This window comes from Serratia sp. NPDC087055 (genome assembly GCF_044900985.1).
GTDB lineage: Bacteria > Pseudomonadota > Gammaproteobacteria > Enterobacterales > Enterobacteriaceae > Serratia.
The window spans coordinates 2,523,886-2,538,870 of the sequence record NZ_JBJDOG010000001.1 but is presented as its reverse complement, the minus strand read 5'-3'; the positions used below and the strand labels follow the sequence as shown (position 1 = coordinate 2,538,870).

At 53.7% G+C, this 14,985-nt stretch carries 12 protein-coding genes and 6 tRNA genes; 1 reads left to right on the top strand and 17 read right to left on the bottom strand.

Translation table 11 applies throughout. The features are described 5' to 3' along the window. Positions 1-7: 7 nt before the first annotated feature. The 5 genes from corC to miaB form a co-directional block, all read right to left on the bottom strand. On the bottom strand, positions 8-886 hold the full coding sequence (corC, locus tag ACI2J2_RS12060; RefSeq protein WP_209636353.1) for a CNNM family magnesium/cobalt transport protein CorC: 879 nt from the start codon (positions 884-886) through the stop codon (positions 8-10). Between the two features lie 84 nt (positions 887-970). Further along, positions 971-1,444 (bottom strand): rRNA maturation RNase YbeY, encoded by a 474-nt coding sequence (gene ybeY / locus ACI2J2_RS12055; protein ID WP_020825630.1) that lies wholly within the window; start codon positions 1,442-1,444, stop codon positions 971-973. Next, the gene (locus tag ACI2J2_RS12050; protein ID WP_209636351.1) at positions 1,441-2,496 is read right to left on the bottom strand and encodes a PhoH family protein; all 1,056 of its coding nucleotides are present in this window, start codon (positions 2,494-2,496) and stop codon (positions 1,441-1,443) included. Before ACI2J2_RS12050 ends, ybeY begins: the two co-directional genes overlap by 4 nt. A 216-nt stretch (positions 2,497-2,712) precedes the next feature. Further along, on the bottom strand, positions 2,713-3,048 hold the full coding sequence (locus ACI2J2_RS12045) for a zinc ribbon domain-containing protein YjdM (protein ID WP_209636349.1): 336 nt from the start codon (positions 3,046-3,048) through the stop codon (positions 2,713-2,715). A 255-nt stretch (positions 3,049-3,303) separates the two neighbouring features. Beyond that, positions 3,304-4,740, bottom strand: a complete 1,437-nt coding sequence (gene miaB / locus ACI2J2_RS12040; protein ID WP_400768298.1) for a tRNA (N6-isopentenyl adenosine(37)-C2)-methylthiotransferase MiaB — start codon at positions 4,738-4,740, stop codon at positions 3,304-3,306. Positions 4,741-5,062: 322 nt separating this feature from the next. Between miaB and ubiF the strand changes: the two genes are divergently transcribed. After that, on the top strand, positions 5,063-6,244 hold the full coding sequence (ubiF, locus tag ACI2J2_RS12035; RefSeq protein ID WP_400768295.1) for a 3-demethoxyubiquinol 3-hydroxylase: 1,182 nt from the start codon (positions 5,063-5,065) through the stop codon (positions 6,242-6,244). Between the two features lie 107 nt (positions 6,245-6,351). On the opposite strand, the gene ACI2J2_RS12030 is transcribed toward ubiF, so the two are convergent. The 12 genes from ACI2J2_RS12030 to nagB all read right to left on the bottom strand — a co-directional run bounded on the left by ACI2J2_RS12030 (position 6,352) and on the right by nagB (position 14,903). Then, positions 6,352-6,426 (bottom strand) — tRNA-Gln (locus tag ACI2J2_RS12030). A 19-nt stretch (positions 6,427-6,445) separates the two neighbouring features. Next, positions 6,446-6,522: transfer RNA gene (locus ACI2J2_RS12025), tRNA-Met, on the bottom strand. A gap of 37 nt (positions 6,523-6,559) precedes the next feature. Beyond that, positions 6,560-6,634 (bottom strand) — tRNA-Gln (locus tag ACI2J2_RS12020). A gap of 40 nt (positions 6,635-6,674) precedes the next feature. Next, positions 6,675-6,749, bottom strand: a tRNA-Gln gene (locus tag ACI2J2_RS12015). Positions 6,750-6,777: 28 nt separating this feature from the next. Next, a tRNA-Leu gene (locus tag ACI2J2_RS12010) sits at positions 6,778-6,862 on the bottom strand. 8 nt (positions 6,863-6,870) lie between these two features. Beyond that, a tRNA-Met gene (locus tag ACI2J2_RS12005) sits at positions 6,871-6,947 on the bottom strand. 220 nt (positions 6,948-7,167) lie between these two features. After that, positions 7,168-8,832: an asparagine synthase B gene (gene asnB / locus ACI2J2_RS12000; RefSeq protein WP_209636343.1), complete on the bottom strand. Its 1,665-nt coding sequence runs from the start codon at positions 8,830-8,832 to the stop codon at positions 7,168-7,170. 289 nt (positions 8,833-9,121) lie between these two features. Further along, entirely contained in the window at positions 9,122-10,576 is a 1,455-nt protein-coding gene (locus ACI2J2_RS11995; protein WP_209636340.1) for a carbohydrate-binding protein, read from the bottom strand. 179 nt (positions 10,577-10,755) lie between these two features. Continuing rightward, positions 10,756-11,508 carry an HAD-IIA family hydrolase gene (locus tag ACI2J2_RS11990; protein WP_209636339.1) on the bottom strand — a complete coding sequence of 251 codons (753 nt, stop codon included), beginning with the start codon at positions 11,506-11,508 and terminating at the stop codon, positions 10,756-10,758. A 67-nt stretch (positions 11,509-11,575) separates the two neighbouring features. Then, complete coding sequence (locus tag ACI2J2_RS11985; RefSeq protein WP_209636337.1) at positions 11,576-12,796, bottom strand: N-acetylglucosamine repressor; 1,221 nt, start codon at positions 12,794-12,796, stop codon at positions 11,576-11,578. Between the two features lie 148 nt (positions 12,797-12,944). Continuing rightward, on the bottom strand, positions 12,945-14,084 hold the full coding sequence (gene nagA, locus ACI2J2_RS11980; RefSeq protein ID WP_209636335.1) for an N-acetylglucosamine-6-phosphate deacetylase: 1,140 nt from the start codon (positions 14,082-14,084) through the stop codon (positions 12,945-12,947). A gap of 18 nt (positions 14,085-14,102) precedes the next feature. Beyond that, positions 14,103-14,903, bottom strand: coding sequence for a glucosamine-6-phosphate deaminase (nagB, locus tag ACI2J2_RS11975; protein WP_012005664.1), 801 nt, complete (start codon positions 14,901-14,903; stop codon positions 14,103-14,105). Positions 14,904-14,985 lie beyond the last annotated feature (82 nt).

Genomic DNA, 14,985 nt, shown 5'->3' with positions numbered 1-14,985 from the left:
GTTTAATTTAGTCTTCCAGTTTCGGTTGCGGAGAATCGTCCGGAATTTTTACATGAACCTGGATGATACGTCGACTGTCGGCCATCGCAACTTTAAATAGGTAACCTTCGATTTCAATGGTTTCCCCGCGCGCAGGCAAATGACCGAAGGCTTGCATCACCAGACCACCGATAGTGTCGACCTCGTCATCACTGAAATGGGTGCCGAAGGCTTCATTGAAGTCTTCAATCGGTGCCAATGCGCGCACGGTATACATATGACGGCTGAGCTGGCGGATATCCAGATCGTCTTCGTCATCATATTCATCTTCAATCTCGCCGACTATCAGCTCCAGAATGTCTTCGATAGTGACCAGACCGGATACGCCGCCGAATTCGTCAATGACAATCGCCATATGATAACGCTGGGAGCGGAACTCCTTCAGCATCCGGTCTACTCGCTTGCTTTCAGGCACCACCACGGCGGTACGCAGCACCTTGTCGATGCTGAACTCCTCGGATTCTGCGCGCATAAACGGCAGCAGATCCTTGGCCATCAAAATGCCTTCGATGTGATCTTTATCTTCGCTGATCACCGGGAAGCGCGAGTGGGCGGATTCAATGATCACGTCCAGGCACTCTTCCAGCGTTTGGTTACGCTTGAGCGTTACCATCTGGGAGCGCGGGATCATGATGTCGCGCACGCGCTGCTCGGCGATATCCATCACGCCTTCCAGCATGTCTCGGGTATCGGGATCGATCAGGTCGTTTTGCTCGGAATCACGGATCAGCTCTACCAGATCACCACGGTTTTTAGGTTCGCCGTGGAACAGCTGGTTAAGGATAAGAGTAAAGAACCCCTTCTTGGGACTGGGGCTGTCATTGCTTTGTGAATGGTCGTCGCTCATGGCGTTTTAGTTAACATCACTCATGTCAGAGTTAGGGGAGTCAGCGACAGCCCCATAGAGGGGCTGTGGGGAAATCAGCTGACGTCAGAGAGGGTCTTTTTCCGCCAGGTACGGGTCCGGATAGCCCAGGCCGTGCATGATTTCGGTTTCCAAAGACTCCATTTCTTCGGCTTCATCGTCTTCGATGTGGTCATACCCTAGCAGATGAAGGCTACCGTGAACAACCATATGCGCCCAGTGGGCCTCCAGCGCCTTCTCTTGCTCAACCGCTTCTTGTTCAACGACCTGTCGGCAGATGATCAAATCGCCGAGCAGCGGCAGTTCAATACCCGGGGGGGCTTCGAACGGGAATGACAGCACATTGGTGGGTTTGTCCTTGCCGCGATAAGTCAGGTTCAATTCGTTACTTTCGGCCTCGTCGACCAAGCGAATGGTCACTTCGGCTTCTTCTTGAAACTGCGGTAGCACGCCTTCCAGCCAGCGCTGGAAAGTGGCCTCGTCCGGCAGACCATTACTGTCTGCACAGGCAATCTGCAGATCCAAAATCACCTGACTCATGGTATCTCCTGCTCGGAGGCGATAGTCGCCTCGCGCTTACGTTGTTCGTTAATGGCGTCTTTGCGTTTCTGTTCGGCGGCTTCCCAGGCTTCATAGGCGATTACCACACGGGCAACGACCGGATGACGAACCACATCTTCGCTGTGGAAGAAGTTGAAGCTCAGCTCTTCGACGTCCGCCAGCACTTCCATCGCGTGGCGCAGGCCGGATTTTTGGTTGCGTGGCAGGTCTACCTGCGTCACGTCACCGGTAATCACCGCTTTTGAGTTGAACCCGATACGTGTCAGGAACATCTTCATCTGTTCGATAGTGGTGTTCTGGCTCTCATCAAGGATGATAAACGCATCGTTGAGGGTACGGCCGCGCATATAGGCCAGCGGCGCAACTTCAATCACATTGCGTTCAATCAGCTTTTCTACACGCTCGAAGCCCAGCATTTCGAACAGGGCGTCGTACAATGGGCGCAGATAAGGATCGACCTTTTGGCTCAGATCCCCTGGCAGGAAGCCTAGTTTTTCACCGGCTTCGACCGCGGGGCGGGTCAGCAGTATGCGACGAATGTCCTGACGTTCCAGCGCATCTACCGCGGCAGCAACCGCCAGATAGGTCTTGCCGGTACCTGCCGGGCCAATGCCAAAGGTAATGTCATGGTCGAGAATATTGGCGATGTACTGCGCCTGGTTCGGCGTACGCGGTTTCACCATGCCACGCTTGGTTTTGATGGTGACGGCCTTGCCGTAATCCGGCACGCTGTCGGCAATCTGTTCCAGCACCCGGCTTTCTTTGATGGCCAGATGGATCTGTTCCGGATCGATATCTGGGATCACGCCGCGGATGGGGGAGGTGTCCACGTACAGGTGGCGCAGGATATCCGCGGCGGCAACCACACTCGGGTTTTTGCCAACCAGTTTAAAACGGTTGTCACGGCGGTTGATCTCAATGCCCAACCGGCGTTCGAGTTGTTTGATGTTCTCATCAAACGGGCCGCACAGGCTGAGTAATCGCTTATTGTCTGCCGGCTCTAACAAAATTTCTTGTGTTGCGACGTTCAAACTATTCCTCAAGGCTCATATCGGGCCTGGTTGATTTTCGGTACGCGCATTCAGGGCAAAATCTGAGGTTCTCTACCTTGAATTATTCATGGTGCGACGCACTGGCGCAAGTTTACCCATGATCTATCTGTGCGCCGACGGCGAAATTCAAGGGCTGATAGAGGAAAAACGCGGCCTAAACAGCCGCGTAAGAACGTGAGAGCAAAGTCTGCGGGATCAGTTCTTTTTCACGAACTCGGATTTCAGCTTCATTTGACCAAACCCATCGATTTTACAATCAATGTTGTGGTCGCCTTCCACCAGACGGATGTTCTTCACCTTGGTGCCAATTTTCAGCATTGAAGAGCTGCCTTTGACCTTCAGATCTTTTACCACGGTCACCGCGTCGCCGTCGGCCAGCAGGTTGCCGTTGGCGTCTTTGACAATCAGCGCATCGCTGTCTTCTGCCGGGGCGCTGTCGCTCCACTCGTGGGCACATTCAGGGCAGATGAACATCGCGTTGTCCTGATAAGTGTATTCGGAGTTGCACTTCGGGCAGTGTGGGAGTTGCATGTTATGTCGCCTCTTAAAATAGAAAAAAGAACCGCAACGGACGCACGCGCCCGGCGGAGAAATAAATGTTTTTGTACTGGATGTCATTCCAAAATAATTGGAGTTACATCACAACAAAGCCACGGCTTTGTTGAACAGCGCTTCCGCTGGCCCCTAACGGGGCGAGGCTTTGCCGAGTAACGCGGCAGTGAGCCCCCAGTCACTGAGTAAACTAAGTGACTGGGGGGAGCGTGCGTGGCCAACACAGATGCAGCTTCAAGTATGAAGGGAGGGCTGGTAAATACTGACACCTAACGCATTTTCTTTGCGCGTCCGGGCGATGACTGACTGCGGGGATTCATGTACGCGCAGGTCCATCTGCTGTTCGGTACGTACCACTGCGCCACGCAGGGTGTTGGTCAAAACGTCGGTGATTTCCACATCAACGAACTGGCCGATCATGTCCGGCGTGCCTTCAAAGTTCACCATGCGGTTGCATTCGGTACGGCCGGCTAATTCCATCACGCTTTTGCGAGAGGTACCTTCCACTAAAATGCGTTGTACGGTGCCGAGCATCTTACGGCTGAACTGCATCACATGCTGGTTGATGCGATCTTGCAGAATGTACAGTCGCTGCTTTTTCTCTTCTTCACTGACGTCATCGACCATATCGGCTGCCGGGGTTCCCGGGCGTGACGAATAAATAAAGCTGAAGCTGGCGTCGAAGTTAATTTCGGCAATCAGGTTCATGGTCTGCTCGAAGTCAGCCTGGGTCTCGCCTGGGAAGCCGATGATGAAGTCTGAGCTAAGCTGAATGTTGGGACGCGCCTTGCGCAATTTGCGAATGATCGCTTTGTATTCCAGCGCGGTGTGCGCGCGCTTCATCATGGTCAGGATGCGGTCTGAGCCACTCTGCACCGGCAGATGCAAGAAACTGACCAGCTCCGGCGTATCTTCATACACGGCGACGATGTCATCGCTGAACTCGATCGGATGGCTGGTGGTGAAGCGGATGCGATCGATACCGTCGATGGCCGCGACCAGACGCAGCAGTTCGGCGAACGAACAGATGTTGCCGTCGTAAGTGGCTCCGCGGTAGGCGTTAACGTTCTGACCGAGCAGGTTCACTTCCCGCACGCCCTGCGCTGCCAATTGCGCGATTTCGAACAGCACGTCGTCACTCGGGCGGCTGACTTCTTCACCGCGCGTATAAGGCACCACGCAGAAGGTGCAGTACTTGTTGCACCCTTCCATGATAGAGACAAAGGCCGTTGGGCCCTCAGCGCGCGGCTCCGGCAGGCGATCGAATTTCTCGATTTCCGGGAAGCTGATGTCGACCACCGGGCTGCGAGTGCCCTGCACATGGTTGATCATTTCCGGTAGGCGGTGAAGAGTCTGAGGACCGAATACCACGTCTACGCAGGGGGCGCGAGTACGGATCAACTCCCCTTCCTGGGAGGCGACACAGCCGCCCACACCGATGATCAGCGCAGGGTTTTTCTCTTTCAACAATCTCCAGCGGCCCAGCATGGCGAAAACTTTTTCTTGCGCTTTTTCGCGGATCGAGCAGGTGTTCAGCAGCAGCACGTCCGCTTCTTCGGCGTTTTCGGTCCACTCGAAGCCGTGCGTGCTGTTCAACAGGTCTGCCATTTTTGATGAATCGTATTCATTCATCTGGCAGCCCCAGGTTTTGATATGTAGTTTCTTCGTCATTGACTTGCCATTACTCAGTGCGGAGCGAAAGTTGCGATACACGACGTGCAGAGCGCTTATACCTTATGGCTTTCAAGTTGCAGTTAGGCGGCAAGTTCGGGAGTCCCCAGGCGCTTACTCAGGTAAGTAACTGGGGTGAGCGAAGGCAGCCAACAACGCTGCGGCTTGAAAGACGACAGGTATATTGTAAACATTTGACGCCGTTGTGACCAGCGCGGGGAAAACGGTATGCAACCTGAAGCCAAATTAAAAATCCGTTACACTGATGCCAAACGCCATGCCGGTGGGGATGGCGATAATCCACTAAGAAAATATAGCCAATATGAACACTTCTCAAAAACGGTATGACGCCGTGGTGGTCGGGGGCGGAATGGTCGGCGCAGCCGCCGCTCTGGGGCTGGCACAGGCGGGTTGGTCCGTGGCATTGCTGGAGCACCAGGCTCCGCAGGCGTTCGATGCCCACAGCACACCGGATCTGCGCATTTCTGCGATTGGGTGCACATCGGTGGGGTTACTCAAACAACTGGGTGCCTGGCCAGCGGTGCAAGCCATGCGTACCGCACCCTACCGTCGTTTGGAAACCTGGGAATGGGCGTCTTCACGGGTGGCGTTTGATGCTGTCTCGCTCGGACTGCCGGAACTGGGTTTTATGGTGGAGAACCGCATTCTGCAACTGGCGCTGTGGCAGCAATTGGAACAGTGCGAAAATCTGACGCTCTGTTGCCCTGCCAAGCTGCGTTCTCTGCAACGCGTTGATGACCATTGGCAGGTGACGTTGGACTCTTCTGAGACGCTAGAGGCGCGTTTGGTGGTGGGGGCCGACGGTGCGAACTCGCAGGTACGGAACCTGGTGGCTATTGGTACTAACGGTTGGCAGTATCGCCAGTCTTGCATGCTGATCACCGTCGATACCGGTGCACCGCAGCAGGATGTGACCTGGCAGCAGTTTTTCCCTTCTGGGCCACGTGCTTTCCTGCCGCTGTATGATCAATGGGCTTCATTGGTATGGTACGATAGCCCACAACGCATCCGTCAGTTGCAGGCAATGCCGTCAGCGCAGCTGGAGCGAGAAATCGCCGAAGCGTTTCCTGCACGTTTGGGGGCGGTAAAAGTGCATGCTGCCGGCTCGTTCCCACTGGCCCGTCGACATGCGCAGCGTTATGTATTGCCAGGGTTGGCATTGATCGGAGACGCGGCTCATACGATTAATCCGCTGGCTGGACAGGGCGTGAACCTGGGCTATCGCGATGTGGAAGCGTTGTTGGCCGTGGTGGGTGATGCGCGGGAGCAGGGCGAGGACTGGAGCAGCGAAGCGGTGCTCATGCGTTATCAGCGCCGCCGCCGTACCGACAATTTGCTGATGCAAAGTGGTATGGATCTCTTTTATACCGCCTTCAGTAATAATTTGGCGCCGCTCAGCGTGGCACGCAATATTGCATTGATGGCAGCTCAGCGGGCGGGTAAGTTGAAGGAACATGCGCTGAAATACGCACTGGGGTTGTAATTGCCCCTTGTTCGTAGGGGCGCTGCATGTTGCGCCCTGATAAACAACCTTCATATCGCCCAAACGTCAGACAGCAAAAAGCCCGCCGAAGCGGGCTTTTCTAAATGTGGCTGGGGTGCCAGGATTCGAACCTGGGTATGCTGGTATCAGAAACCAGAGCCTTACCGCTTGGCGACACCCCAATGGTGTAACAGTAAAATATGGTGGCTACGACGGGATTTGAACCTGTGACCCCATCATTATGAGTGATGTGCTCTAACCAGCTGAGCTACGTAGCCATTTGTCGATATTTTACTTTAAAGTCAAAGTAGATGATGGCTGGGGTACCTGGATTCGAACCAGGGAATGCTGGTATCAAAAACCAGTGCCTTACCGCTTGGCGATACCCCATCAACATGTCTAACTTTTTTTTGCATCGACCATTTAAAAATGGCTGGGGTACCTGGATTCGAACCAGGGAATGCTGGTATCAAAAACCAGTGCCTTACCGCTTGGCGATACCCCATTAGATGCCTGCAACTCGATGAATGAAATGGTGCGGGAGGCGAGACTTGAACTCGCACACCTTGCGGCGCTAGAACCTAAATCTAGTGCGTCTACCAATTTCGCCACTCCCGCAAAAAAGATGGTGGCTACGACGGGATTTGAACCTGTGACCCCATCATTATGAGTGATGTGCTCTAACCAGCTGAGCTACGTAGCCATCTTTTTTCGCGCAACCTTCATCGGCGTTGCGGGGCGCATTATGCGTATATGGCCGTTTTGCGTCAACAAGTTTTTTCCCAAAAAAGCGACCTGATGTGTTGTTTGTCTGGGTTGTGAACAGTATGGCGATAAAATCATCAATTCGGCCGATTAATGGTTGAAAACATCAACAAAAAGGCGGGCCCGAAGGCCCGCCCAAAGAATAAAATGCCGGACGATTATTTGTAGGCAGCCTGGTGAACGCCGACTGCACGACCAGAAGGATCGTCCATCTTTTTGAATGACTCATCCCATTCGATGGCTTTCGCTGAAGAGCAAGCCACTGACGGGCCGCCTGGCACGCACTCGGCTGCGCTTGGCAGAGGGAACAGCTCCTCGAAGATTTCGCGGTACAGGTAACCTTCTTTAGACCCTGGCGTGTTGTACGGGAAACGGAAACGTGCGGTTTCGAGCTGTTGATCGCTAATTTGCTTGGCAGCGACTTCTTTCAGCGTGTCGATCCAACTATAGCCCACGCCGTCGGAGAACTGCTCTTTCTGGCGCCAGGCCACGCTGGCGGGCAGATAGGACTCAAAACATTCACGCAGGATATGTTTTTCCATTTTGCCATTGCCGCACATTTTGTCTTTCGGGTTGATACGCATCGCCACGTCGAGGAATTTTTTATCCAGGAAGGGCACGCGTGCTTCTACACCCCAGGCAGACATTGCTTTATTCGCGCGAGCACAGTCAAACATATGTAATGCCAGCAGCTTGCGTACGGTCTCGTCATGGAATTCGCGGGCATCCGGCGCCTTATGGAAGTACAGGTAGCCGCCGAACACTTCGTCTGCTCCCTCGCCAGACAGCACCATCTTGATACCCATCGCTTTAATCTTGCGTGACATCAGGTACATCGGGGTCGAGGCACGAATGGTGGTCACGTCATAGGTTTCGATGTGGTAAATCACGTCGCGAATGGCATCCAGGCCTTCTTGCACGGTGAAATGAATCTCATGGTGCACGGTGCCCAGGTGGTTCGCCACTTCCTGCGCGGCGCGCAGGTCTGGGGAGCCTTCCAAACCGACAGCAAATGAATGCAGCTGCGGCCACCAGGCTTCGCTGCGCTCTTGATCTTCCACTCGGCGAGCGGCGTATTTTTTGGTGATAGCGGAAATGACGGAAGAGTCCAGGCCGCCAGACAACAGCACGCCATAAGGCACGTCAGACATCAGGTGACTTTTCACCGAGTCCTCCAGCGCGTTGCGCAGGGCATTGGCGTCTGTCACGTTGTCTTTGACATTGTCGTAATCGAACCAGTCACGCTGGTAGTATTCGCGGATCTCACCGTCCTGGCTCCACAGATAGCTGCCTGCCGGGAATTCTTTAATGGTGCGGCAAACCGGCACCAGCGCTTTCATTTCAGAGGCGACATACAGGTTGCCGAATTCATCATGACCCATATACAGCGGGATAATACCCAGATGGTCACGGCCAATCAGGTAAGCGTCTTTCTCTGAATCGTATAGTGCAAAGGCGAACATGCCTTGCAGGTCGTCGAGGAAGTCAGTGCCTTTTTCCTGGTACAGCGCCAGGATCACTTCACAGTCAGAGCCGGTCTGGAACGCATAGCGATCGCTCAGTTGTTGGCGCAGCGCCTGGTGGTTGTAAATCTCACCGTTAACGGCCAAAACGTGGGTGTGTGCTGCGTTGTACAACGGTTGTGCGCCATTGTTAACGTCGACAATCGATAGACGCTCATGCACCAGAATGGCTTTATCGCTGGCGTAAACACCGGACCAGTCCGGCCCGCGGTGGCGCATCAGACGGGACAGCTCCAGCGCTTTTTTACGCAGTTCAACGGGATCGGACTTCAGATCGAGCACACCGAAAATAGAACACATATAACGACTCTCCTAACGACTTTTATAGACTGTGATGTTGTTTTTGCTGTTATAGGCAGCGTCCCGGCTCATCAATGATGGCGCGGTGTTGCTGCGTTGTGTTTATGAAAATGCGTCAAAACCAACAGGGGATGCAAGCGTTTTAGCGCAGTGCCAGAAAATAGTTGTTTGGGGTAGGGTGATTATTAGCGGATGTTCAGTTTTTGACGTCAATAATTAATGATAATGCATTTTTTTTGACAAATAGATGAGTTGCCGGAAAGTTTTACCGGCAACTCATTGCGGACTATCAGGCAGTCAGCTGCCAGAGTGTGAAGGCTGCGTCCGGTGTCCATCCGGCGTTAGAGGTGTGTGCTTGCAGGCAGGTGTATTTCTTTCCTTTGTAGGTCACTACATCACCGACCTTGTAGCTGTGGCTGTTTTGCCACTCATTGACGCCAGGGTCCGGCGGTGTGCCGCCGTCTGCCGTTTTCACTGCCAGTGCACTGCTCGGCAGGGAGGTGTTGCCTTTGTTGTCGGTGGCGGTGACAAAATAACTGTATTGCGTCGCCGCCGTCAGGCCGCTGTCTTGCAGCGACAGACCACCGGTCTGGCCGATCGCGTTACCGTTACGGTAAACCGTATATTGGCTTATCGGATTGGCGCTGTTAGCCGCAGCCCAGTTTAACGTAAGCGAGGTTGAGGTGATCGCGCTGGCGTTCAACGCCGTGGGTGCCTCAGGCTTTCCCGGCGGTGGTGTTACACCTCCTTGAATGAGCGCGGCGTAACGTGTTTTGAATTCCCAGTTGTAGGCCACGCCGGCCTTGCTCTTGCCGTTGTCCCAGTTAACCGACCAGGTCATCAGGCCTTTGATCGACAAACCTTTGGCATCAAGGCGCGCGAAGGCGTTATAGACAGCTTGCTTGTCGACCACATACCCGGTAGCAGCGGCGTCATTGTTGGTTGGCAGGCCGATAACAAACTTGGACGCTGGGATTTTGGTATAACCGCGGGTGCCAGTAACCAGACTTTCCGTCAGGTAATACAGAAAGTCTTCTTTCATGGCGTCATTATTTTGAGTGATCCAGGCGCCTTTACCGCCATTGGCTTCATCGACCCAGATACCGTCACCACCCTGGTTATAATATTGCGGTGCAATGAAATCATAATAACCTTCGAGTGCGGTAATATAATCCAGGTAAGTGCCGTTGGTACGTAAATAAGGGAACTCTGGCGCCATGCTGACAATAAAGTTTTTACCTTCAGCGGCATAATGTGTTTTTACTTTTTTCAATGCGGCCGGTAAGACCGTCTTATTATTAGCTGCGCCGATGGCGGCTTGTTCCAGATCGATGTCCAAGCCATCAAAACCGTAGGTTTCCACCAAACGAATAATTTCATTAGCCAACCGGTCTTCGTCGCCGGTTTTCAATTCGATATGCGCGTCAGCACCGCCCAGAGAAATCAGTACCGCACGGCCCTGGCTGTTCAGAACGCCAACCTGGCGGCGGAACTCGGTATCGGACAGGTTGTAGGGCTTGAAGGTTGGGATACCGTCGCCCTTCATAAACGCCACGGCAACCACATTATATTCAGCAGGAATATCGGTCAGGTTCATATTAGCGAACTGGCCCTGTTGGTAACCGTCGCTGGCACCCGCTGCCCAGTTATGCCAAAAGCCCATCATGATTTTTTTATTGGACATATCCGGCATGGCGGCTGCAGCATCTGCAACCTGTGCATTGATAATATTATCGGAGCTCATAGTAACCTCGTTATTTTAGGTAAGAGTATTTCCACTTGCCGTCAATAGGGTTTATTGGCGGGGCGTAAATATATAATGCGGGTTTTTAACGAGGGCGGGGTGAAACCTTTTCCTGCCAATAATAAATTTAATTCAAATTGACGGGGAGATAAAGGTGGCCGCAATGGCCACCTTAGGCATTAGAAAATATTGATATCCGCAACGGAAGGGAAGATGTAGCTCGGGCGGAATGGCATGGTTTCGACATCGTTCAGCGTCGAAACGCCAGACAGGACCAAGACGGTTTCCAGACCGGCCTGGAAGCCCGCCAGGATATCGGTGCGTAGGTTGTCGCCAACAATCACCGTTTCTTCCGAATGCCCCTGCATTTTATTCAGCGCGGCGCGGATAATCCACGGGCTTGGCTTACCCACGTAAAAGGGTTTGCGCCCGGTGATCTTTTCAATTGGGGCACAGAGTGCGCCGCAAGCCGGTGTAAAACCATGGCCATGGCTGTCCGGGTTGGTGGCAATGAAGCGGGCGCCATTGTTCACGAAGTAGGCGGCTTTGTGCATCATGTCCCAGTTATAAGAGCGAGTTTCACCGACGATCACAAAGTCCGGATTGATATCGGTAATGGTGAAGCCAGCTTTATACAGTTCGTGGATCAGGGCACCTTCACCGACCACGTAGGCCTTTTTGCCTTCTTGGCGGCGCAGAAAATCGGCGGTGGCCATGGCTGAGGTATAAAACGCGCTTTCCGGCACTTCAAGCCCGGCGGCAGAGAAGCGGTTCGCCAGATCCTGCGCGGTTTGTGACGGATAGTTAGTCAGAACGACCAGCGGCATGCCCTGTTCCTGAATACGCGCCAGGAAAAGATCGGCACCGGGAACCGGCGTGTTGTCATGTAGCAGCACGCCGTCGATATCACATATAACGTTTTTGATTGTCATTGTTGCTGTTTCTCATGATTTGCGGCAGGCAAAACGCGAAGATAGCACACCTGCCCGAGGCGGCGGATCAGCTTTCCAGCAATCGCTGCAATAGCACGCCGTTGAGCATCGCCCGTTTGGCCAGGGCGAAAGCGCCGATTGCCGAGCGATGATTAAGTTCGGAGGTGACTACCGGCAGGTTCTTGCGGAAGTCCTTCAGCACCTGAGTATTGATGCAGCTTTGGATTGCCGGCAACAGCACTTTTTCCGCTTCGGTGATTTCACCGGCGATCACCACTTTCTGCGGATTAAACAGATTGATGGCAATAGCCACGGCTTTCCCGAGATAACGACCCACGTGCTCAATCACTTCGCTGGCCAGCAGATCGCCGCGGTTAGCGGCTTTGCAAATGGCGGCGATGCTACAGTCGTCGAGCGTCAGTTTGCTTGGGTAGCCCTGAGTCAGCAATTGACGAACGCGGTGTTCAATCGCGGCGTTGGCGGCAACGGTTTCCAGGCAACCGAAGTTACCACAGTGGCAGCGCTCGCCCAGCGGATCGATTTGAATGTGACCAATTTCACCGACGTTGCCGTTGTTACCCAGGAAGATCTGGCCATTAACGATAATGCCAGCACCGGTACCCCGGTGCAGACGCACCAAAATAGAGTCTTCGCAGTCGCGGGTGGCACCAAAATAATGCTCAGCTAATGCCAGACTACGAATGTCATGGCCGACAAAGCTGGTGACATTAAAACGTTGTTGTAGGTTGTCGACCAGCGCCCAGTTATTGACGCTGATGTGCGGCATATAGCGCACCACGCCTAGCGCGGGGTCAACCAGGCCGGGCAGGATGACGGCAATGGCGATTAACTCGCGCAGCTTGCGTTGATAGCTTTCGATAAACTGTGAAATGGCAGTGAACAGCGCATTTTCCAGTGTCTCCTGGGTACGCTCCGGCAGTGGGTAGTGCTCTTCACCGAGCGATTTACCGCTCATGTCGTACAGCGTGATGGTGGCATCGTGACGACCCAGGCGCACCGCCACGGTATGGAAATGCCGGGTTTCGGAGACAATGGAAATGGCGCGGCGGCCGCCGGTAGAGGCTTGCTGATCGACTTCTTTGATCAGCCCGCGCTCCAACAGCTGGCGAGTAATTTTAGTGACGCTGGCGGGCGCTAGCTGGCTCAGTTCGGCTATTTGAATGCGCGAGATCGGACCTTGTTGGTCGATCAGACGGTAAACCGCCGCGCCGTTGAGTTGCTTGACTAAGTCAACATTCCCTATCTGTGCTTGTCCGCCAGTACTCATCAATAATTTTACTCTCTGTCTACCCTTCATACTTCAAGTTACAGGGGGCTGCCTTTACTCACTCAAATCACATACCCGAGTATGCTCATTGAGGTTCGTTCAGTTGCCGCCTACCTGCGACTCGAATTATTTTGGGTACATATGTTAGTTAAACCTCGTTACCGTTAACGAGCGTTTTGGTGATCTTAAAATCACGGGTAAATGCGGTCAGGTTCGCCACCTTACCGGCTTCGATCGTGCCTAAACGGTGATCCACGCCGATGGCACGCGCTGGATACAGCGTTGCCATACGCAGCGCTTCGTCCAACGCGATACCGACGTGTTCAACGCTGTTCTTCAAGGCGTCGATCATGGTCAGCGCGGAGCCGCTCAGGGTGCCGTTTTCGTCCACGCACAACCCATCGCGATAGTATATTGTTTTACCGGCGAAAATAAATTGGTCAATATCGGCCCCCGCCGGGGCGGTGGCGTCGGTGACCAACACCAATTTATCACCTTTCATGCGTTTGGCGTTACGGATACTCGCCCAAGCGACATGATGACCGTCGGCGATAATGCCGGTATAGACTTCTGGCGTGTCGAAGATCGCCCCCATCAGCCCCGGTTCACGCCCGGTAATATACGGCATGGCGTTATACAGGTGAGTGGCGAAAGTGATACCGGCAGCAAATCCGGTGCGGGCCTGTTCGTACGTCGCATTCGAGTGACCGGCGGACACGACAATGCCGGCGGCGGTCAGCTGCTTGATAAAGTGCGGCTCTACCATTTCCGGCGCCAGCGTGACCTTGGTGATCACATCGGCGTTAGCACACAGATAGTCGATCATCTCGCTGGTCGGCTTGCGGATGAACGCGGGGTTGTGGGTGCCTTTTTTCAGCGGGCTAAGGTACGGCCCTTCCAGATGCAGGCCAAGTGCCTGATTCGGGTGTTTTTTCAGATAAGCGCGCATCACATCGATGCTGTGCTTCATAAATTCGTCGCTGCTGGTGATCAGCGTTGGCAGATAGCTGGTGCAGCCGGATTTTTCGTTGGCACGCTGCATGATTTCCAGCGTCTCTTCCGAAATGGCGTCCAGCGAGTCGTTAAATTGCACACCGCCGCAGCCGTTAAGCTGCACGTCAATCAAACCGGGGGCCAGGATAGCGCCACCCAGATCGCGCGTTTCGATGCCGGCCGGCAGCTCAGCCAGCGGGCAGACTCGTTCAATCAGCCCATCAGCGATAATAACTGCGTGGTCGTCAAGTACGTCGTGGCCGGTGAAAATACGGCCGTGGGTTAAAGCGAACATCGTAGCCCCCTGCAAGAATTAAAGACTCTTAACGCTTTCCGCTTCTAATTCGCGGAAATATTTAACGGTTTTGACTTTCAGTTCCATGGTAGATGGCTCATCGCACACCACAACCGCTTTGGCATGCAATTGCAGGCAACTGATGGTCCACATATGGTTGATATTGCCTTCCACAGCGGCTTCCAGAGCTTGTGCCTTGGCATGGCCGGTCACCAGAATCATCACTTCTTCTGCGTCGAGCAGCGTACCGACACCCACGGTCAGTGCAAACTTCGGTACCAGGCTGACATCGCCGCCGAAGAAGCGGGAGTTGGCGATACGGGTATCTTCAGTCAGCGTTTTGATGCGAGTACGTGATGCCAGGGATGAAGCCGGCTCGTTAAACGCGATATGACCGTCAATGCCGACGCCGCCCATGAACAGATTGATTTTGCCGTAGGATTTGATTTTTGCTTCGTACTGGCGGCACTCGGCGTCAACATCCGGTGCATTACCATTCAGCAAGTTGATATTTTCACTTGGGATATCAACGTGATCAAAGAAATTACGGTACATGAAGGTATGATAGCTCTCCGGGTGTTCCTGCGGCAGGCCAACGTATTCATCCATGTTGAAAGTCACCACATGCTTAAAGCTTACTTCACCTGCTTTGTGCATCGCAATCAGATGTTTGTACGCTTCCAGCGGAGTACCGCCGGTTGGCAGGCCGAGCACAAACGGACGCTCCGCAGTAGGCTTGAATGCGTTGATGCGCTGGACGATATGGCGGGCGGCCCATTTGCCGACTTGTGCAGTATCTTTCAGTGGGATAAGTCTCATCTAACACCTCTTGGGGTAAGTAAACTAAAGCTATACTGGTTCGAGCCTGTGCAAGAGTCCTAAGCGTAACCCAGCTTTATGA